This window comes from Marinovum algicola (genome assembly GCF_900109145.1).
GTDB lineage: Bacteria > Pseudomonadota > Alphaproteobacteria > Rhodobacterales > Rhodobacteraceae > Marinovum > Marinovum algicola.
Window position 1 is genome coordinate 471,254 of the sequence record NZ_FNYY01000001.1, and the last position, 19,298, is coordinate 490,551.

A 19,298-nucleotide genomic window follows, 5' to 3' on the forward strand; every position below is an offset into this window, starting at 1 on the left:
GTGGAGACATCCCGAATGCCGAAGAAACCCGCTGTGACGCCGCGCGGCTATCGCACCTCGACTGCCGCTCTGGCGGTGTCGGACGTGCCCGCCGCGCTGGCTTTCTACCAGACTGCCTTTGACGCGACCGTTCAGGCTCGCGACACAGAGGACGCCCCCTGCTTTGCCGTCGTCAAGATCGGCACATCGATGCTGTTTGTCACCGCCGGCTGGCCGGGGCATGGCCATCAGCCGACACCGGGCGCGGCCTCGGTTGCGCAGCATATGTATGTCGCCGATGTCGACGCCGCCTTTGCCACGGCCATCGATGCCGGGGCGCAGGCGCTGGCCGCGCCGTCGCTGGCCTATTGGGGCGAGCGCTGTGCCACGATCTGCGATCCCTTCGGCCATGTCTGGACGCTGGCGACCCGGATCGAGGCGCTCGGCCCCGACGAGATCGCCGCGCGGGCAAAGGCGCTGCGCGACACGGCCGAGACCGCCCCGGCGCCGGTCGAAGTTGCGGATGTTGTCGGCTGACAAAGGCTTCGCGTTGCCAATCCGGTGATCCGCACCGTATCACGGGGTGGAAGCCTCAGCAGACAAGATCGCGACAGACATGCAGGAAACACCGGCGCCGACCTTCACGATCCGGCAGAACGATCTTGCCGATCTGGCGTCGCAAAAGCGGATCGGCGACTATCCCGTTGCCGTTCGCTCTGCCCGCGAGGTGCTGGGCGGCGGTTTTGCCGATCAGTCGAAGCATCCCAACACCTGGACCGTCTATTTCCTGGTGGATGATCAATGGGCGCTGGTGGAAAGCGCCCGGGGCCTGCGCCGCGAATGGGCCAGTCTCGACCGGCTGGAGAAATGGCTGCGCGGCATGGGCTTTCGGTTTTTCTACGTGCGCAACGATATCGACCCGGTCGAGATGGAATGGGATGGCCCGCTGGGCGGCCCGGCAATGAAATGAGCCGTCTCAGCCGCACCGAACTGCCCCGGCGCGCGGCGCGGCGCAGACGGGCCAATCGGCTGAGACATTGGCTGACTCCCGCGCCGTGGCGATTTTTCGGGCGGCTGCAAGAGACGGCGAGGCTGTGGATAAAAACACAAGGCTTGCGAATCCTGCTAGAGCTGGAGGACGCTTGGGTAATCAAAAAAGGGAATCACATGCCACCCGCCAAAAAACGCACCCGCAGGAAGAAACTCACCGGTCTCAGCGAGATCTTCAATTACCTTCGCAAGAACACGAAGCCGATCTATATCGTCACCCCGACGCCTTACTCTCTCCTGGGCCTCGATCAATGGGTCGGCGGGCTCGAGTTCATCAATTATTTCGACATTTTCGATGGCAGCCATCCCCGCGCCTTCGTGCCCACCAAGATCATGCATGACGAGTTCCAGTCGATGGAGGACGTGGGCAATTACCTGGTCAGCCATCCGCAGTTCGTCGCCAAGGCCAAGGCCAACCCCGGCGGCAAGGCGATCTTCGTGATGTTCAACGAGACCACCGAACAGCTTTGCGCCGATGCGGGGATTGAGGTCGCCCTGGCGCCTGCCGCGCTGCGCGAGCGGCTCGATAGCAAGATCGTCACCACCCAGCTTGGCAACGAGGCCGGGGTCGATAGCGCGCCGAACATCATGGGCGAGGCCGACAGCTACGAGGCGCTGATGGACCTGGCCAAGAAGGGCAAGCTGGGCTCGGACCTAGTGGTGCAGACGCCCTATGGCGACAGCGGCCGGACCACCTTCTTCATCAAGTCGCGCAAGGACTGGGACAAGTATTCCGCCAAGATCATCGACCAGAAGCTCAAGGTGATGAAGCGACTCAACCACCTGCCCGGAGCGATCGAGGGCTGCGCCACGCGGCTTGGCACCTTCGTCGGCCCGGTGATGACCGACATCACCGGTTTTGCCGAGGTCACGCCTTACAAGGGTGGCTGGTGCGGCAATGACGCCTCGCCGGCGCTCCTGCCCGAAGGCGTGCCGGACAAGGTGCGCGAGATGGCGCGCAAGTTCGGCGACCGGCTCTACAAGGAGGGCTACAAGGGCGTCTTCTGCCTCGACTTCCTGCTCGATACCGACACCAACGAGGTTTACCTGGGCGAGCTGAACCCGCGAGTTTCCGGTGTCACCCCGCCGACCAACCTGATCACCTCGACCTATGGCGGCTGCCCGCTGTTCCTGTTCCACCTGCTGGAATATCTCGACGTCGATTACGAGGTCGATGTCGAAGCGGTGCAATCGCGCTGGAACGACTACGACAACTGGACCCAGCTGGTGCTCAAGCAGACCGAGGACAAGGTCGAGCTGATCACCAAGGCGCCGCAGTCGGGCATCTGGAAGCTGACCGACGACGGCAGTGCGGAATTCGTCCGCCCGGCGCTCAACGTCCAGTCGCTGGGCGATGAGAACGAGGCCTTTTATCTGCGGGTCTATTCGGCGGGTGATTACTGCTATCACGGCGCCGATCTGGGCTGTGTTCTGGCGCGCGGCCGGATGCAGACCGACCGGCGCAATCTGACCCGGCGGGCCAAGCTCTGGAATTCGGGCATCAAGGCGCAGTTCGAGTCGATCCCGCTGCCGGCGGTGGAGCCGATCGCCATTCCCGACAACATTTCGGACGGCAAGTGGTTCTGACGCGGGCGTGCGCGTCGAAGGAATGACCATGCGGCCGCCCGGGGCATCCGAGCGGCCGCATGTGCGAATGGCGCGCTGAAACGGCGCCGGCCGGGTCAGGCGAACTCTGGGTCGCGGCTCTGAAGCTCCTCCGCCATGTCGACGAACTTCTTCTCGGGCGGCGACAGTTTTTCGTTCGGCGCATGCACCAGGTAGACATCGGCGCCAATCGGCTCGTTTGCGATATCAAGCCGCCACAGCAGGCCGCGCCGGATGTCCTCTTCCGCCGACAGCAGCGGCAGGATGCCAATCCCGAGCCCGGCGACGAGCATCCGCCGCACCTCTTCGAGATTGGTGCTCAGCCCGTTGATTCGGTTGCTCAGGTGCAGCCCCTCACGCAAGATCGACACCGGCTCGAGATCCGGGCCGTCGGTGGCGCAGGCGAAGGAAATCAGCGGCTCGCGCTGAAGCTCCTCGAGCGGAACCGAGCTTGCGCCGAAAAGCGGATGGGTCTGGCCGCAGAACAGGCCAAACTCGCGGCGGAACAGCCGGATCGAGGGCAGGTTGACCAGCGGGTCGACCAGCAGGCAGAAGCCGATGGTCGCCTTGTCCTGCTGGATCGCGCGCACAATGGCCTGGCTGTTTCTCACCTCGCTCTGAAAGGCCACCGACGGGTAGCGCTGGTGATAGAGCCGCATCAGCTCGTCGAGCAGCGGTGACACCAGGTCCGAGATGATTTGATAACGGACCTGGCCGCGCTCTTGCTCGTCGATGTCGTTCACCAGCGACGATATGCGCTCGGCGCTCTGAAAGATGTCGCGGCATTCCTGATAGATCCGGTCGCCCCGCGCCGTCAGGTTGAAATGACGGCTGTCGCGGATGACCAGTTGGCAATCGAGTTGGGTTTCGAGTTTCTGGAGTGCGCTGCTCACCGAGGGTTGGCTGAGCCCCAGGCTCTTGGCCGCTTTGGTGATGCTCTGTTCCTTGGCGATGACGTAGAACATGCGCAGCAGGTTCCAGTTCAGGTCGGAGTGCAGGCGGGAGGTCATGTGCGTTGCTCTGTCGATGCGGTGATCTTCGAAAGACTGCCTAATACCGTGCAATGTACCCGTGTAGCGTGTGCAAAATCCTATGGAGGTATCCCAGTATCCTACAAGATGATGCGTCAAGTACCGTATATGCTAACTTTTTGGGCTCTTTAGTCAAGGAGTGTGACAAATAAAACCGTGACGCTGGGTCCGCTGTCGCGGCGTTCCGCAAAGTAACAGGGGTGGCGGAGTCCGAGCCTTTTTGGGCGGCGGCGGCGAGATTCTTGAGATGGCATCGGCAAAAGGGTTTCGGAATTCCGGCTCGCGGCGGAGGCCATGGGTGCGCCTCAAGAAAAGGGGGGGCGGGGAGGCGCTGCTCTGGTCCGGGCCAGGACCGCCCTGACCCCTGCGCGGGGGCACAGCCGCTGCATCTTGGCGATGGTTTCTCTTCACCAGGCCGCCAAAAGGTTTGACAGGTCCCGATCTGACTCCTAACCTACTACATGGTAGATAACGGAGGAGATATCATGCCAGCCCTTAAAACCATTGCGCTCGTCGCGGCCGCAGGCGCCTTTGCCGCACCGCTTGCCGCCCAGGATTACAGCTGGAAGCCCGACCGTCCGATCAACATCATCGTGCCGTGGTCGGCCGGCGGTTCGACCGATCAGGTGACCCGCGTGGTTGCGCCAATTCTGGAAGAGGCCCTCGGCACCGAGGTCGTGGTGGTCAACCAGCCGGGTGCGTCGGGATCGACTGGCACCAAGGCCGCGCTGGATGCGCCGCGCGACGGCTATACCTGGACCGCCAATGCCATCGCCAACAATGCGACCTATGCGGTGACCGGGCTGATCGAGGATACGTCGATCGAGGATTATCACATCTATCTGCACGTCGCCAACGTGCCGGTTGTCAGCGTCAACGCCGATGCGCCGTATCAGGATTTCCCGGCGCTGCTCGAGGCGATGAAGACCGGTTCGGTCACGGTTGGCACCGCGGGGGTGAACTCCTCGGGCGGCATGGCGCTGGCGGCGATCAAGGAAAGCGCCGAGGGCGATCTGTCGGGCGCGCGCATGATCACCTATGACGGTGGCAACCCGGCGGTGATCGCCGCGGCGAGCGGCGAGGTCGAGGTGACCACCCAGCTGGCGGTGGAACAGACCGAGATGATCCGCGCCGGCCGGCTGCGGGCGCTGACCGTGTTGTCGGATACCGCGCTGAACGTCGAAGGGATCGACCCGGTGCCGCCGATCACCGATTTCATCCCGGATTTCCACGTCGCGGCCGATTACTTCGGCGTTTTCATCCCGATGGGTGCCCCGCAAGAGGTCTATGATACCGTCGATCAGGTCTGGCAGGACCATGTGATGAACAGCGAGGCGCTCAAGACCTATGCCACCGACCGCGGCGCCGTCTTTGCGCCGAGCTACGGCGAGGCGGCGCTCGACAAGGCGATGCCGGTGGTGATCGCCGAGGCCTGCGCCCGGGTGACCCGCGGCGAAGCGGTCGTCAGCCCGTCGGAAATCGGCATCGATTGCCCGGCTGAATAAGGGCACACTCCGGGTGGGGCCAGATGCTCCGCCCGGACTGCCAATTGCCCGGCACAACGACAGGTGATTTCATGACTATGGCTATGGCCGACCGCCTCACGGCAGGTCTTCTCTTTCTGCTCGGGCTGGCGCTGCTGGTCGGCGGTTACACGATGGACCGGCTGGAGATCCGACAGATCCACCCGGCCTCGATCCCCGGGCTGGTGCCGATCATCCTCGGCCTGCTGCTGGCGCTCTGCGCGGCGCTGCTGTTCCTGTCGTCCTTCAAGACCGACGACCAGCGCCGGGCGCTTGTCCTCGCCGACGGTTCCTGGGCGCGGTTGGGGCTGACGGCGGCAATCTGCACGCTCTACGCGCTCGGGCTGGTGGGCTGGCTGCCGTATTTCTGGGCCACCTTCGTCTTTGCCACCTGTTTCGCGCTGCTGTTTTCCTTTCCCCCGGCCGGCGCGCGTCGGGCCCAGGTGATTGCGGTACTCGCGGCGCTGGCGCTGGGCGCCGGGGTGGCGCTGGGATCGTCGCTGCTGTTCGAGAAACTCTTTCTGGTGCGGCTGCCATGAGCGGGCTGGGCGATCTGATCACCGGGCTTGGCACGCTGGCCACACCCGAGATGCTGTTTCACGCCGCCTGGGCGACGCTGCTGGGCATTGTCGTGGGCTCGTTGCCAGGGCTGACGGCGACCATGGGCGTGGCGCTGATGACCACGCTGACCTATTCGCTGGAATCGACCACCGCGATCCTGGTGCTGGTCTGCATGTATGTCGGGGCGATCTACGGCGGCTCGCGCAGCGCCATCCTGCTCAACATCCCCGGCACCCCGGCCAGCGCGGCCACCTCGCTTGACGGCTATCCGCTGGCCAAGGCGGGGCGGGCCGGCTACGCCATGGGGCTGGCGACGGCGGGCTCGGCGCTGGGCACGTTGGCGGGTGTCGTGATGCTGGTGCTGGTGGCGCCGCCGCTGGCCGAGGCCGCGCTCAATTTCGGCAGCTTCGAGTTCTTCTGGCTGGCGGTCTTCGGCATTCTGATCTCGGGTCAGCTCACCGCCGACACCTCGCCCTTGAAAGGCTATATCGCCGGGCTTCTTGGGCTGGCGGTGGCAATGATCGGGTCGGAGGGCATTCACGCCCATGTGCGCTTCAACATGGGGCTTCAGGATCTCAACGCCGGGATCGCGCTGATCCCCGCCATGGTCGGCGCCTTCGGCTTTGCCGAGGTGCTGACGGCGATGTGGAACCGCGCCGGCGAGCTGGCGGTGAAGAAGGACAAGAGCGACCGGACGATCCCCGATCTGGTCGATCTCTGGCGCTACAAGCTGACCATCGCACGATCGGGGCTGATCGGCACGCTGGTCGGCATCATCCCCGGCGTGGGCGAGGATATCGGCGCCTGGGCCAGCTATGCGGCCGCGCGCAAGACCTCGAAGGAAAAGGAAAAGTTCGGCCACGGCAGCCATGAGGGGCTGATCGCGGCAGAGACCGGCAATTCCGCTGTGGTGCCCGGTTCGCTGATCCCGGCGATCACCCTGGCGGTGCCCGGTTCGGCCTCCTCGGCGGTGCTGATCGCCGCGCTCTTCATCCACGGCATCCGGCCGGGGCCCCTGATCATGATCGAACAGCCGGATTTCATCGGGCTGATCAGCGCCATGGTGGTGATCGCCACGCTCTTCATGGCCTTCTACGGGCTGACGCTGACCAAGGCCTTCGTGCAGGTGCTCAAGGTGCCTTATGCCTATCTGATGCCGGTGGTCTTCGTGCTTTGCGTGATCGGCACCTTCGCGCTGAGCCAGCGGATCTTCGACATCTGGATCATGGTGTTCTTCGGCCTCGTGGGCTTTGTCCTGCGGCAGATGAAATACCCGATGGCGCCGCTGGTGCTGGGGATCATCCTCGGCGATCTGCTCGACAAGAGCCTGCGCCGCGGGCTGACGCTGAGCGATGGCGAGCTGGCGCCGTTCTTCACGCGGCCGGTCTCGGCCGGGTTCGTGGCGCTGATCCTGCTGTCGATCGCGATGAACGTGCCGGTGGTGCGGCGGCTGGCGCTGGCGCCGGTGCGCTGGATCGGAGCGCGGCTCGATGCTTGACTACACGCTCTGCAATGAGCTGCTGGCCGAAGAGGGCAAGTCGCTGGCCGAACAGGCCCGGATCGCGGCGGATCTGGGCTATGTCGGGCTGGAGCTGGCACCGGCGACCCTGGGGACGGCACCGCACCGGCTGAGCGCCTCCGAGGTGGCCGGCATCCGGCAGACCGTCGAGGATGCCGGGCTGCGCGTCACCGGGCTGCATTGGCTCCTGAGCGGCTACCCCGAGCTGTCGATCACCGATCCGGCGCGGCAGCGCAGGGCGCGCGACGTCCTGTTGCGGCTGGTCGATCTCTGCGCCGATCTGGGCGGCGCGGTGCTGATCCACGGCTCTCCGAAACAACGGCTCCGGCCCGGGGGCATGGGGGATGCGGCGCTGACCGCCCATCTGGCCGCGTTCTTTGCGCCGGTCGCCGCGCAGGCCGCAGCGCGCGGCGTGACCTATTGCATCGAGCCGCTGTCGCGGGCCGAGGACAACACGGTCAACACCGTGGCAGACGGTGTTGCGCTGGCCGAGGCGATCGCCAGTCCGGGGTTTCGCACCATGATCGACATGAGCGCTGCCGGGCAGACCGAGCCGCCGGTGGCCGAGCTGATCCGGCGCTGGGTGCCGGGCGGGATGATTGGCCACATCCACGCCAATGACACCAACCGCGGCGCGCCGGGCATGGGCGACGACCCGCATTTCGAGATCATCAAGGCCCTGCGCGCGGTGGGCTGGGACAAGCCCGTCGGCGTCGAGCCGTTCCGCTGCCTGATCGACGCCCGCGTCACCGCCGCCACCGGGATCGCCACCCTCAAAGCCTATGAAAGGGCCGCCGCATGACCCGCATCGAACTCCTCTCTGCCTCTGTCGCGGAGCGCCCGGTGGTGATGCGGCTGCCGTTTCAATTCGGCAGTACCGAGGTGCGCGAGACCGCCGAAGCGCATTGCCGGGTCGAAATCATGGTCGATGGCTGGCGCGCCGCGGGGCGCGCGGCGCAGCTGATGGTGCCGCGCTGGTTCAACAAAGCTCCCACGCTGAGCAATGCCGACACCATCGACGAGCTGCGCCGGGTGGTGGCCACGGCCGTGCAGGCGGCCCCGGGCCAGGCGGGAACGGCGTTGGAGGTTACCCGGGCGCTGCGCGCGCGGCTTTCGCAAGACTTGCCCGAGGTGCCCAGGCTGGCGCGGGGCTTTGGCCCCTCGCTGGTGGAAATGGCGATGATCGATGCCCTCTGCCGGGGGCTGGAACTGCCGTTCTGGCAGGCGGCGCAGGCCGATGTCTTTGGCCTCGCGGCGGGCTGTCCCGCGGATCAGGCGCCCGAGGATGTCACGAGATCTCTGGCGCGGATCGGTCCGCCCGAGCGGCTGGTGCTGCGCCATACGGTGGGCTTCGACGCGCCCCTGTGGCGGGCGGACGTGGGGCCCGAAGCGCCCGACGATGGTTTGCCGGTCTCGCTCGAGGAGGTGATCGACCGGACCGGGATCGCCGCTTTCAAGATCAAGCTCAAGGGCGATCCCGAGGCCGATCACAGGCGGTTGCGCGGCATCGCGGCGCTGATCGACCGGGGGGGCGATTACGCGGTGACGCTGGACGCCAACGAGCAATATTCGCCCGAGTATTTCGACCGTCTGCTGCGCGGGCTGGCGGGGGACAAGGCGCTCGCCCGGCTTTATCCGGCGATCCGTTTTGTCGAACAGCCCTTCGCCCGGGAAATCGCGCTGGACACCCCGGTCTCGGCGCCGCTGCCGCTGATCATCGACGAAAGCGACGACAGCGAAGGGGCCTTTGCCCGCGCGCTGGCGCTGGGTTGGTCCGGCACTTCGATCAAGAGCTGCAAGGGCGTGTTGCGTGCGCTTCTCAACAAGGTGCGGGCCGAAGTGGCGGGCGCGCATCTCTCGGGCGAGGATCTGACCTGCCAGCCGGGGATCTGCTGGCTTCAGGACGCGGCGATGATGGCGGCCTGCGGTGTCCGCGACGTCGAGCGCAACGGCCACCATTTCGCCGGCGGCTTGCAGGGCGCACCGGCGGCAGAGCGCGCGGAACTGCTGGCGGCGCATGGCGATGTGCTGGCGGAAATCGACGGGCGCGCGGTGCTTCGGATTGCCGGTGGCGCGGTTGAGATCGGGTCTCTGGCACGGCCGGGACTGGGCTGATAGGATGTGCGTCTGACCAGAAGTGACGAGGATGAATGGCCAAGCAAGTGACCCCGATCCGCAAGGACCGCAAGCGCAACCCGGAGGTGACCCGCGCCGCCATTCTCAACGCCGCTCTTCAGGAATTCAGCGAGGTCGGCCATTCCGGCGCCAGAGTTGACCGCATCGCTGCCCGGGCCGGTGTCAGCAAGCCGATGATCTACGATTACTTCGGCGACAAAGATGCGGTCTATGCCGCGGCCCTGCGCGAGGCCTATGTGCAGATCCGCCAGGGCGAGATGACGCTCAACCTGGATACGCTGGCGCCGGAAGAGGCGATCCGCGCGCTGGTGAAGTTCACCATGAACCACTTCTGGAGCAACCCGTGGTTCATCCGCATGCTCAACACCGAAAATCTGATGGGCGGGGCGACGATCCGTGACCTCGACGACGCCACCGATATTCAGTCGGTGCTGTTGCAGCGGGTCGAGGAGATCCTGCGGCGCGGTCATGACGACGGGCTGTTCCGTGCCAGCATCACCCCGGTCGAGCTTTATATCTTCATCGCCTCGGTCTGCTGGTTCCCGATCTCCAACATGCACACGTTGTCGGTGGTTTTTCAGGCGCCGATCGGCGAGGCCTGGTTGAAGGACCACGCAGAAAAGGCCGCCGGCATGATCATCGGCTACCTCAAGTCCGCCGAACCCGCCGCCCCGTAATGCGCGGCGCCAGCCTGTTGTAATCTCACCCTGTTTCCCGAATGCGCCGTGCTTCGGCTGGTCCCGCCAATCGCTGGATCGGCGGGGTGGCGGCATGCCGGCGCTTGACACATTTGGCATAACCTACTAATTAGTAACTTACGAGCTACCAACCGGTAGGCAAAGGGAATCACTGCCGCGCGCCTGGCATCGGACAAGTGCGGCGGCGGGGTGGAGGACATCGGGTCAGAGGGTGGCCCGGCGGGATTTCAAGCAAGGGAAGAGACCATGGCACAACAACGCATCGGCATCATCATGCATGGTGTTACCGGACGGATGGGGATGAACCAGCACCTGATCCGCTCGGTTCTGGCGATCCGCGATCAGGGCGGCATGCTGCTGAAAGACGGTGATCGTCTGGTGCCCGACGTGATCATCGTCGGCCGCAACGAAAAGAAGATCGCCGAACTGGCCGCCAAACACGGCGTCGAACGTTACACCACCGATCTCGATGCCGCGCTGGCCAACCCCGATGACACCATCTTCTTTGACGCCGCCAGCACCCAGATGCGCCCCGGTCTGCTGCGCAAGGCGATCGACGCGGGCAAGCATGTCTATTCGGAAAAGCCGGTCTCGGAAGGGCTGGACGAGGCCATTGCGATTGCCAAACATGCCAAGGCCAAGGGCGTCAAGAACGGCATCGTGCATGACAAGCTCGATCTGCCCGGTCTCGTCAAGCTCAAGCGCCTGCGCGACAGCGGCTTTTTCGGCAAGATCCTCAGCGTGCGCGGTGAGTTCGGCTATTGGGTCTTCGAAGGGGACTGGATGGCGGCGCAGCGCCCGTCGTGGAACTACCGCAAGCAGGACGGTGGCGGCATGGTCTCGGACATGCTCTGCCACTGGCGCTATGTGCTCGACAACGTGGTCGCCCCGGTCAAGGCGGTGTCCTGCAACGCCGTGACCCATATCCCCGAGCGCTGGGACGAAAACGGTGACCCCTACAACGCCACCGCCGATGACGCCGCCTATGCCACCTTCGAACTCGAGGGCGACATCATCGCCCATATCAACAGCTCCTGGTGTACCCGTGTGCGCCGTGACGATCTGGTGACCTTCCACATCGACGGCACCCATGGCAGCGCGGTGGCCGGGCTGCACACCTGTTACAGCCAAGCGCGGGTGAACACGCCGAAACCGGTCTGGAACCCGGACCAGAAGCAGACGATGAACTTCTTCGAGGATTGGGTGGAGGTGCCCGACAACACGGTGTTCGACAACGGCTTCAAGGTGCAATGGGAACAATTCCTGCGCCATGTGGTCGAGGATGGCCCGTGGTCCTACACGCTGGAAGAGGGCGCCAAGGGCGTGCAGCTGGCGGAACTGGGCTACGAAAGTTCGGAAAAGCGCTGCTGGCTCGACGTGCCGGCGCTCGACATCTGAGGGGGCTGACATGGCACAATTGATCCTTCCCACCCCCGGCGGCGGCACCGCCCCGCTCGAGATCACCGCCGGCCCGACCCCGGTGCCGGGCGGCACCTGGACCCGTACCGCCTATGCGGCGGCCCATGTGGTGGCCGATCCGCTGGCCGAGGTCGACCCGGGTGAAGGCGTTGCCGTCGATTGGGACCGGACGCTGGCCTTCCGCCAGCACCTCTGGTCGCTGGGCCTTGGCGTGGCCGAGGCGATGGACACCGCGCAGCGCGGCATGGGGCTCGACTGGCCCACCTCGCTGGAGCTGATCGGGCGCAGCATGGACGCCGCGCCCGAAGGCGCGCTGATCGCCAGCGGCGCAGGGACCGACCATCTGGCACCGGGCCCTGATGTCAGCATCGACGACGTGATCGCGGCCTACGAGATGCAATGCGAAGCGGTCGAAGCCACCGGCTCTCGTGTCATCCTGATGGCCAGCCGTGCGCTGGTGCAGGCCGCGAAGGGCCCGGAGGACTACGCCCGGGTTTATGGCCGCGTGCTCGCGGGCCTCAAACAGCCGGCGATCCTGCACTGGCTGGGCGAGATGTTCGACCCGGCGCTGGCGGGCTACTGGGGCGACGCCGACCACATGCAGGCGATGGAAACCTGCCTTTCGGTCATCGCCGACAACGCCGACAAGATCGACGGCATCAAGGTCTCGCTGCTCTCGGCCGAGAAGGAGATCGCGATGCGCCGCCGACTGCCCGAAGGCGTGGTGATGTATACCGGCGACGACTTCAATTACCCCGAGCTGATCAAGGGCGACGATCAAGGGTTTTCCCATGCGCTGCTGGGCATCTTCGACCCGATTGCCGGGGCCGCCTGCCGGGCGCTGAGCGCGCTCGCCGAGGGCGATGACGCAGCCTATCATGCCGCCTTCGATCCCACGGTGCCGCTCAGCCGGCACATCTTCAAGGCGCCGACGCGGTTCTACAAGACCGGGGTGGTCTTCATGGCCTATCTGATGGGGCATCAGGATCATTTCACCATGGTTGGCGGCCAGGAAAGCGCGCGTTCCACCCTGCATCTGGCCGAGGCGATCCGGCTGGCCAATGCGGCACAGCTCTTTACCGACCCCGAGGACGTGGTGCGCCGCGCTACGCCGGTGTTTCAGGCACGGGGGGGTTCGGCATGAGAACGCTTTCCGCATCCGACCTGTCGCTGAACACCGCGACCGTCAGCAAGCAATGGAGCCTCGAGGAATGTATCGAAGGCTGCAAACGCCACGGCATCGGCGGCATCTCTCCCTGGCGGGACAAGTTGCAGGACTGCGGCGTCGACCGGGCCGCTAGGCTGATCCGCGACGCCGGGCTGGGCGTTTCGGGGCTGTGCCGGGGCGGCTGGTACACCGCCGAGGGCGCGTTGACGCAGGCTGTCATCGACGACAACAAGCGCGCCGTCGATGAGGCCGCCGCCATTGGCGCCGAATGCCTGGTGATGGTGGTGGGCGGGCTGCCGGAGGGGTCGAAAGACCTTGTCGGCGCGCGCGAGATCGTCACCGAGGGGCTGGCGAAGACGCTGGATTATGCCCGGACGCAGGGCGTCAAGATCGGCATCGAGCCGCTGCACCCGATGTATGCCGCCGACCGCGCCTGCGTGAACACCACTGGCCAGGCGCTCGATATCTGCGACCAGCTGGGCGATGGGATCGGCGTGGCGCTGGATGTCTATCACATCTGGTGGGACCCGGAGATCGCGGCGCAGATCGAGCGTGCCGGCAAGGAACGTCTGCTCGCGTTCCATGTCTGCGACTGGATGAGCCCGACGCAGGACATGCTGACCGATCGCGGCATGATGGGCGAAGGGGTGATCGACATCCCGGCCTTTCGCCGCATGGTCGAGGAGCAGGGCTTCGACGGGCTCGTCGAGGTCGAGATCTTTTCGGCCGCAAACTGGTGGACAAAGCCCGGCGACGATGTGCTGAAAGCGATGGTTGGCGCGTTGCCGGCGATCTGACGGCACGCCCAACAGAAACGCCCTCCCTGCCGATCGGGGCAGAGAGGGCGACAGTGCGGGGCAGGGGAGTTAGCGGGTGCGGCCCTTGCCCCACATGTCGATATCGGCGCCAAGCGCCTGTTTGAGCGGCTCCGAGGCACCGTCGAGCGCTTGCAACACCGAAGCCTCCAGCTCCACATCCAGAAGCTTCTTGAGCCCGCGGCTCTGTTCGCCGTTGCGCGTGCCGACGATCACGCCGCCCACGGCAGGGCGCGATTTCAGCCAGCCGATGGCCAGTTCTTCCATGCTCAGCCCGGTCTCTTCCGTCAGCGTCCAGAGCGCATCGAGCAGCTCCTGGCCGGCCGCTTCGGCGCCCTCTTCCTTGTGCACCACCTCGGCCCATTTGCGATGATCGAACATCCGGGTGCGGGCGCGGTTGACCGGGAAGTCCTGCAACGAGCGGTACTTGCCCGCCAGCAGCCCCTGCATCAGCGAGGAATAACACATGATCGGCACGCCGGCCGTTTCGCATTTGGGCTGCACCTCGAATTCGATGGCGCGGTAGAACAGGTGATAGGGCAACTGGTTGACCGAGATCTCCCCCAGCGCCAGCGCCTCGTCGAGATCGGCGCTGCCGAAGTTCGACACGCCGTAATGGCCGATCTTGCCCGCGTCCTTCAGCGATTTGAGCGCGCCGAGGGTCTCGGCCAGGGGCACGTCGCGGTTGGGCCAGTGCAACATGTAGATGTCGATGTGATCGGTGCCCAGGTTCTTGAGGCTGCGCTCGCAGGCGGTGATCACGTCGTCGGGCGCGGCGTTCTGTTCCGCGACCTTGGAGGAGATCACGATTTCCGAGCGCTGCGCGCCAAGCGCGCGGTTCAGGAGCTGCTCGGAATAGCCGGCGCCATAGGCCTCGGCGGTGTCGAAGAAGTTGATGCCGACATCGAAGGCGGCGCGCAGCGCCTCGATCGAGTCGGTCTCCTCCTGCGCGCCGAATGCGCCGGCGCCGCCCATGCAGCCATAAACGATGGGGCTGGTTTTCAGGCCGGTGTTTCCGAAAGTCTGGTTCACAGTAGATACCTCAGGTTGAAGTTTTGGGTTACACGCCGATCAGGCTCGGCAGGGTGAGGGATATCGCCGGCACGAAGGTGATCAGCATCAGCGCCACGAAGATCGCGATGTAGAACGGCCAGATCGTGCGCACCGCCTTTTCCATCGGCAGCCCGCCGACGGCACAGCCGACGAACAGGCAGGAGCCCACCGGCGGGGTGCAGAGCCCGAGGCCGAGGTTGACGAGCAGGATCATGCCGAACTGGTAGGGGTCGACGCCCAAGCTGTTGGCCACCGGCAGAAAGATCGGCGTGCAGATCAGGATCAGCGCCGCCATGTCCATGATCATGCCGAGCATCAGCAGCACCGCGTTGATCATCAGCAGGATCAGGATCGGGTTGTCGGTCAGCCCGGTCAGAAGCTCGATGGTCAGGCTCGGCACCCGGTAGAAGGTGAGCATATAGGCAAAGGCCGCGGCACAGGCGATCAGGATCATCACCATCGAGGTGGTCTTGACCGACGAGGACACCGCGATCTTGAAGTTCGCCCAGGTGATGTTGCGATAGACCAGCAGCGTCACCAGGAAGGCATAGATCGCGCCGAAGGCCCCGCTTTCGGTGACGGTGAAGACGCCCGAAAGCACGCCGCCGACAATGATCACCGCCGTCAGCAGTCCGGGGATGGCGCTGAAGAAGGTGAAGGCCAGCGCCTGCCAGCCCGGAAAGCGCTCGGCCCGGTAGCCGCGCTTGACCGCGACGACATAGGCCGCGGCGGCGAGGCAGAGGCACATCAGCACCCCGGGCACGACGCCGGCGAGAAAGAGCTTGGAGATCGAGATGCCGCCGCCCGCGGCGATGGCAAAGATGATCATGTTGTGCGACGGCGGGATGATGATCCCGGCGATCGAGGAGGTCACGGTGACATTGACGGCGTAATCGGCGTCATAGCCCTTGTCCTTCATCACCGGCACCAGGATCGAGCCCAGCGCCGAGATATCGGCGATGGCCGAGCCCGAGATGCCGCCGAAGAGCATCGAGGAAAAGACATTGACGATGCCGAGCCCGCCGCGCACCGCGCCAACGGCGGCCGAGGCGAAGCGGACCAGCCGCATGGCGATGCCGCCGTGAAACATCAGCTCGCCGGCAAAGATGAAGAACGGGATGGCCATCAGCGAAAAGACGTTGATGCCGGAAATGATCCGCTGAAAGCCCACCATCAGCGGCAGGCCTTCGTACCAGAAGGCGGCGATGGCCGAGATGCCGAGCGCGAAGGCCACCGGAGTGCCGATGACGACGCAGAAGGCAAACAGCCCGAGAAGCAGCATGAGTCCCATTGGGTTTGCCCTTATTCGATGTGGTCGATGCGTGTGTCGCGGCCCAGGAAGACACGCGTCAGATGGCCGAGAGAGAAAACGAGGATCAATCCGCCGGCGACGGTCAGCGGCAGCGAGCGATAGCCTTCGCTGATCTGGATCAGCGGGATCAGCGAATTCCATTTGAACTGGGTGAGCAGCGCCCCGTACCAGAGCATCAGCGCTCCGAAGACCGCCATGAAAAGATCCGAGAAGATCACGAAGAGGGTGCGGACGCGCGCCGGCACCAGGGTGCGGAAGGCCACGACCGAAAGATGGGTGTTCTCGCGCACGCCGACGGCGGCACCGAGAAAGGCGATCAGCATCACCAGCAAAAGCGCATATTGCTCGACCCAGGTTGGGGTGTCGTTGAGCACGTAGCGGCCAAAGACCAGCCAGCCGAAGATGACGGTCATGACAACCAGCGCCACGCCGGCGATGACGCGGCAGATCCAGACGATCGCGTCGAAGACACGTTCAAGCGCGCGCAGGCCCTGGGGCAGTTCGGGGGTATCGTTCATTGTATTCTCCCGAAAAGCGCCCGGGACCGCAGGGGACCGGGCGCTTCCGAATGGGTGTCGGTCAGGCGTTATTCGGTCGACTGGGCAATCTCGACGAGCTTGCGCATGTCGGGGTTGGCGGCCAGGTAATCGTCATAGACCGCAACCATCGCGTCCTGGAACGGGGTCTTGTCGGCGATCTCGTTGACCATGACGCCGGCGGCCTCAACATCCTTGCGCGCCTGTTCCGATTGCACCGCCCAGAGCTCACGCTGATAGAGGCCGGCCTCTTCCGCCGCGGCCCGCACCGCATCCTGAAGCTCGGGCGAGAGCGCCTCGAACTTCGAGGTGTTGACGCAGATGCATTCCGGGATGATCAGGTGCTCGGAAAGCGAGTAATTGGTCGTCACCTCGTAATGCGCCACGTTCTTGAACGAAGGGAAGTTGTTTTCCGCACCGTCGACAACGCCGGTTTTCAGCGATTGATAGACCTCGCCAAAGGCCATCGGCGAGGGGTTGCCGCCCATGGCCGAGATCATCGCGGTGTAAAGATCGTTGTTCATCACCCGGATCTTCAGACCGGCGACATCGTCGGGTGTGTTGATCGGTTTCTGGGTGTAGAACGACCGCGCGCCGGCATCGACCCAGGCCAGCGGCAGCAGGCCGGCCTGGCCCATGGCATCCGAGACCATGTCGCCGGCCTCGCCTTCGAGCACGCGGAACATGTGCGGCACGCTCTTGAAGATGAAGGGCAGCGAGACGAGGTTGGCCTCTTTCACCATCGGGCCGATCGGGCCGAGGTTGAAATTGCCCACTTCGATGGCGCCAAGGCGCACCTGCTCGAGCGCGTCGGGCTGGCTGCCCAGAACGCCGCCGTGGAACACCTCGATGGTGACTTCGCCGTCGGTCTTCTCTTCCACCAACTCGGCAAAACGGTCCATCGCGGCGGTGTTGGGGTGGCCTTCGCTGTGGATGTTCCAGGCGCGCCAGGTTTCGGCCGTGGCAGCGGTGCCGAGCAGGGCGACGGCCGCAGCCGCACCGATGAGCGTGGTGGTGAATTTCTGGTACATGGTGTCCTCCCTTGGATGTCGTAACCAGTTGAATGGATTGGCCTGTGACGCATGTCCGGCAACAGGCATCGCCCGGGGCCGGGATCAGACCTGCGATCTGCTGCGGCGCGCAGGCGGCGGACCCTGCTGGAAACCGGTGATCGGTTTGCCGGGTCGCTCCGGTCTCGCGGGCCGCGGTCCTCCCTTTGTCACATCCGTTGGTTTCCGCCGAGCCGGCGCCCGTTCTCTCCCGGGGCGCGCGGCCGGCGTGTTCTTCTGGCTCCTAAAGAGTACTAGTATCCCAGTTAAGTCAAGAGAAAAGTTTTCATGCGTCGGAACGAGCCTGAGGCGCGGCCCGGCGGCACCGGACATTGCCCGCCCCGGACCCCGATCCGGGGCGGGCAATGTCGAGGCTGCCGACCAACGGCCCCGCGTCGGGCTTCAGATGTCCAGCGTATGGGTTTTTTCCCACTGCGAGAAATGCGACACGAAGGAATTCCACTCCTCGCGCTTCAGCTTGAGAAAGGCGGCCGAGAATTCCTCCCCCATCATCGACTTCAGGTCCTTGTCCTTGTCATAGCCGCGCAGGGCATCGAGCATGTTGAGCGGCAGTTTCGGCGCGCCGCGAACCTTGTGGCCCTCGGCATACATGTCAATGTCGTACCGCTTGCCGGGATCGGCCTGAGTCCGCAGGCCGCTGAGGCCGGCGGCAATGATCACCGCCTGCAACAGATAGGGATTCGCAGCCCCGTCAGGCAGCCGCAGCTCGAAGCGGCCGGGCCCGGGGACGCGCACCATATGGGTGCGGTTGTTGCCGGTCCAGGTCACCGTGTTGGGCGCCCAGGTCGCGCCCGACATGGTGCGCGGCGCGTTGATGCGCTTGTAGCTGTTGACCGTCGGATTGGTGATCGCGGCCAGGGCGCTGGCGTGTTTCATGATGCCGCCGAGGAAGTGCTTGCCCTGTTCCGACAGGCCCAGCTCGGCGGTCGGGCTGTCGCCTTTCTCGCCGGCAAAGACATTGGTCCTGGAGTGCTCGCCCGGCGCGTCCCAGACCGAAATATGCGCGTGACAGCCGTTGCCGGTCAGCCCCTCGACGGGCTTGGGCATGAAAGTGGCGCGGAAGCCGTGTTTCTCGGCCACCGACTTGGTCATGAACTTGAAGAAGGAATGCTTGTCGGCGGTCTTCAGGACGTCATCGAACTCCCAGTTCATCTCGAACTGGCCGTTGGCGTCCTCGTGGTCGTTCTGGTAGGGGCCCCAGCCCATTTCCAGCATGTAATCGCAGATTTCGCGCACCACGTCATAGCGCCGCATCACCGCCTGCTGGTCATAACAGGGCTTGTCGGCGGTGTCGTATTCGTCGCTGATCTGGGCGCCGTCCGGGGTCAGCAGGAAGAACTCGGCCTCGATGCCGGTCTTGACGTGCAGGCCCGCGTCGGCGGCCTCGGCAATCAGCCGGCGCAGCACGTTGCGCGGCGCCTGGGCCACGTCCTGGCCTTCCATCACGCAGTTGGCAGCGACCCAGGCGACCTCGGGTTTCCACGGAAGCTGGATCACCGATGCGGGGTCCGGCACCGCCAGCATGTCGGGGTGGGCCGGCGTCATGTCGAGATGGGTGGCAAAGCCGGCGAAGCCTGCGCCATCCTGCTGCATATCGGCAATCGCCGCGGCGGGCACCAGCTTTGCCCGCTGGCCGCCGAACAGATCGGTGAAGGAAATCATGAAATACTTGATGTCGCGTGCGGCTGCAAAGGCGGCAAGGTCGGTCCGGGCGTCGGGCGCCACTTGATCTCTGGGCATGTGGTCGTGTTCCTCTCTGTCGGTATGTGGCGCGGGGGGCTCCCCCTGCATCCTCTTGCGCAACGGCGCGGCCCTGTCGGGAG

General features: G+C 64.9%; 18 protein-coding genes. 12 read left to right on the top strand and 6 right to left on the bottom strand.

The window, feature by feature from the left end; all coding sequences use genetic code 11:
• Positions 1 to 15: 15 nt before the first annotated feature.
• From BMW90_RS02340 to BMW90_RS02350, 3 genes are all read left to right on the top strand, one after another.
• A complete protein-coding gene (locus BMW90_RS02340; protein WP_074834650.1) occupies positions 16 to 516 on the top strand; it encodes a VOC family protein in 501 nt (166 codons plus the stop codon).
• A gap of 79 nt (positions 517 to 595) precedes the next feature.
• Positions 596 to 949 carry a hypothetical protein gene (locus tag BMW90_RS02345; RefSeq protein ID WP_048530352.1) on the top strand — a complete coding sequence of 118 codons (354 nt, stop codon included), beginning with the start codon at positions 596 to 598 and terminating at the stop codon, positions 947 to 949.
• A 197-nt stretch (positions 950 to 1,146) separates the two neighbouring features.
• Positions 1,147 to 2,616, top strand: coding sequence for a biotin carboxylase (locus BMW90_RS02350; protein ID WP_048530353.1), 1,470 nt, complete (start codon positions 1,147 to 1,149; stop codon positions 2,614 to 2,616).
• A gap of 95 nt (positions 2,617 to 2,711) precedes the next feature.
• On the opposite strand, the gene BMW90_RS02355 is transcribed toward BMW90_RS02350, so the two are convergent.
• The gene (locus BMW90_RS02355; RefSeq protein ID WP_074834652.1) at positions 2,712 to 3,644 is read right to left on the bottom strand and encodes a LysR family transcriptional regulator; all 933 of its coding nucleotides are present in this window, start codon (positions 3,642 to 3,644) and stop codon (positions 2,712 to 2,714) included.
• Positions 3,645 to 4,150: 506 nt separating this feature from the next.
• Between BMW90_RS02355 and BMW90_RS02360 the strand changes: the two genes are divergently transcribed.
• The 9 genes from BMW90_RS02360 (at position 4,151) to BMW90_RS02400 (ending at position 13,486) form a co-directional block, all read left to right on the top strand.
• On the top strand, positions 4,151 to 5,170 hold the full coding sequence (locus BMW90_RS02360; RefSeq protein ID WP_074834653.1) for a tripartite tricarboxylate transporter substrate binding protein: 1,020 nt from the start codon (positions 4,151 to 4,153) through the stop codon (positions 5,168 to 5,170).
• A gap of 71 nt (positions 5,171 to 5,241) precedes the next feature.
• Positions 5,242 to 5,727, top strand: a complete 486-nt coding sequence (locus tag BMW90_RS02365) for a tripartite tricarboxylate transporter TctB family protein (protein WP_170850499.1) — start codon at positions 5,242 to 5,244, stop codon at positions 5,725 to 5,727.
• Entirely contained in the window at positions 5,724 to 7,247 is a 1,524-nt protein-coding gene (locus BMW90_RS02370; protein ID WP_048530356.1) for a tripartite tricarboxylate transporter permease, read from the top strand. Before BMW90_RS02365 ends, BMW90_RS02370 begins: the two co-directional genes overlap by 4 nt.
• The gene (locus tag BMW90_RS02375; RefSeq protein WP_074834657.1) at positions 7,240 to 8,070 is read left to right on the top strand and encodes a sugar phosphate isomerase/epimerase family protein; all 831 of its coding nucleotides are present in this window, start codon (positions 7,240 to 7,242) and stop codon (positions 8,068 to 8,070) included. Before BMW90_RS02370 ends, BMW90_RS02375 begins: the two co-directional genes overlap by 8 nt.
• The gene (locus tag BMW90_RS02380) at positions 8,067 to 9,383 is read left to right on the top strand and encodes an enolase C-terminal domain-like protein (RefSeq protein ID WP_074834658.1); all 1,317 of its coding nucleotides are present in this window, start codon (positions 8,067 to 8,069) and stop codon (positions 9,381 to 9,383) included. The genes BMW90_RS02375 and BMW90_RS02380 overlap by 4 nt, the downstream gene beginning before the upstream one ends.
• 35 nt (positions 9,384 to 9,418) lie before the next feature.
• Positions 9,419 to 10,081, top strand: coding sequence for a TetR/AcrR family transcriptional regulator (locus BMW90_RS02385; protein WP_074834660.1), 663 nt, complete (start codon positions 9,419 to 9,421; stop codon positions 10,079 to 10,081).
• A 267-nt stretch (positions 10,082 to 10,348) separates the two neighbouring features.
• Positions 10,349 to 11,500, top strand: coding sequence for a Gfo/Idh/MocA family protein (locus BMW90_RS02390; protein WP_074834662.1), 1,152 nt, complete (start codon positions 10,349 to 10,351; stop codon positions 11,498 to 11,500).
• 10 nt (positions 11,501 to 11,510) lie between these two features.
• Positions 11,511 to 12,665 (top strand): dihydrodipicolinate synthase family protein, encoded by a 1,155-nt coding sequence (locus tag BMW90_RS02395; protein WP_074834664.1) that lies wholly within the window; start codon positions 11,511 to 11,513, stop codon positions 12,663 to 12,665.
• Positions 12,662 to 13,486: a sugar phosphate isomerase/epimerase family protein gene (locus BMW90_RS02400; RefSeq protein WP_074834665.1), complete on the top strand. Its 825-nt coding sequence runs from the start codon at positions 12,662 to 12,664 to the stop codon at positions 13,484 to 13,486. Before BMW90_RS02395 ends, BMW90_RS02400 begins: the two co-directional genes overlap by 4 nt.
• A gap of 69 nt (positions 13,487 to 13,555) precedes the next feature.
• Here the strand turns inward: BMW90_RS02400 and BMW90_RS02405 are convergent, their stop codons facing one another.
• From BMW90_RS02405 to glnT, 5 genes are all read right to left on the bottom strand, one after another.
• Entirely contained in the window at positions 13,556 to 14,536 is a 981-nt protein-coding gene (locus tag BMW90_RS02405) for an aldo/keto reductase (RefSeq protein ID WP_074834667.1), read from the bottom strand.
• Between the two features lie 28 nt (positions 14,537 to 14,564).
• The gene (locus BMW90_RS02410; protein WP_048530372.1) at positions 14,565 to 15,848 is read right to left on the bottom strand and encodes a TRAP transporter large permease; all 1,284 of its coding nucleotides are present in this window, start codon (positions 15,846 to 15,848) and stop codon (positions 14,565 to 14,567) included.
• Positions 15,849 to 15,859: 11 nt separating this feature from the next.
• Positions 15,860 to 16,387: a TRAP transporter small permease gene (locus BMW90_RS02415; protein ID WP_048530374.1), complete on the bottom strand. Its 528-nt coding sequence runs from the start codon at positions 16,385 to 16,387 to the stop codon at positions 15,860 to 15,862.
• A gap of 68 nt (positions 16,388 to 16,455) precedes the next feature.
• On the bottom strand, positions 16,456 to 17,436 hold the full coding sequence (locus tag BMW90_RS02420) for a TRAP transporter substrate-binding protein (RefSeq protein ID WP_048530375.1): 981 nt from the start codon (positions 17,434 to 17,436) through the stop codon (positions 16,456 to 16,458).
• Positions 17,437 to 17,856: 420 nt separating this feature from the next.
• The gene (gene glnT / locus BMW90_RS02425) at positions 17,857 to 19,215 is read right to left on the bottom strand and encodes a type III glutamate--ammonia ligase (RefSeq protein ID WP_074834668.1); all 1,359 of its coding nucleotides are present in this window, start codon (positions 19,213 to 19,215) and stop codon (positions 17,857 to 17,859) included.
• Positions 19,216 to 19,298 lie beyond the last annotated feature (83 nt).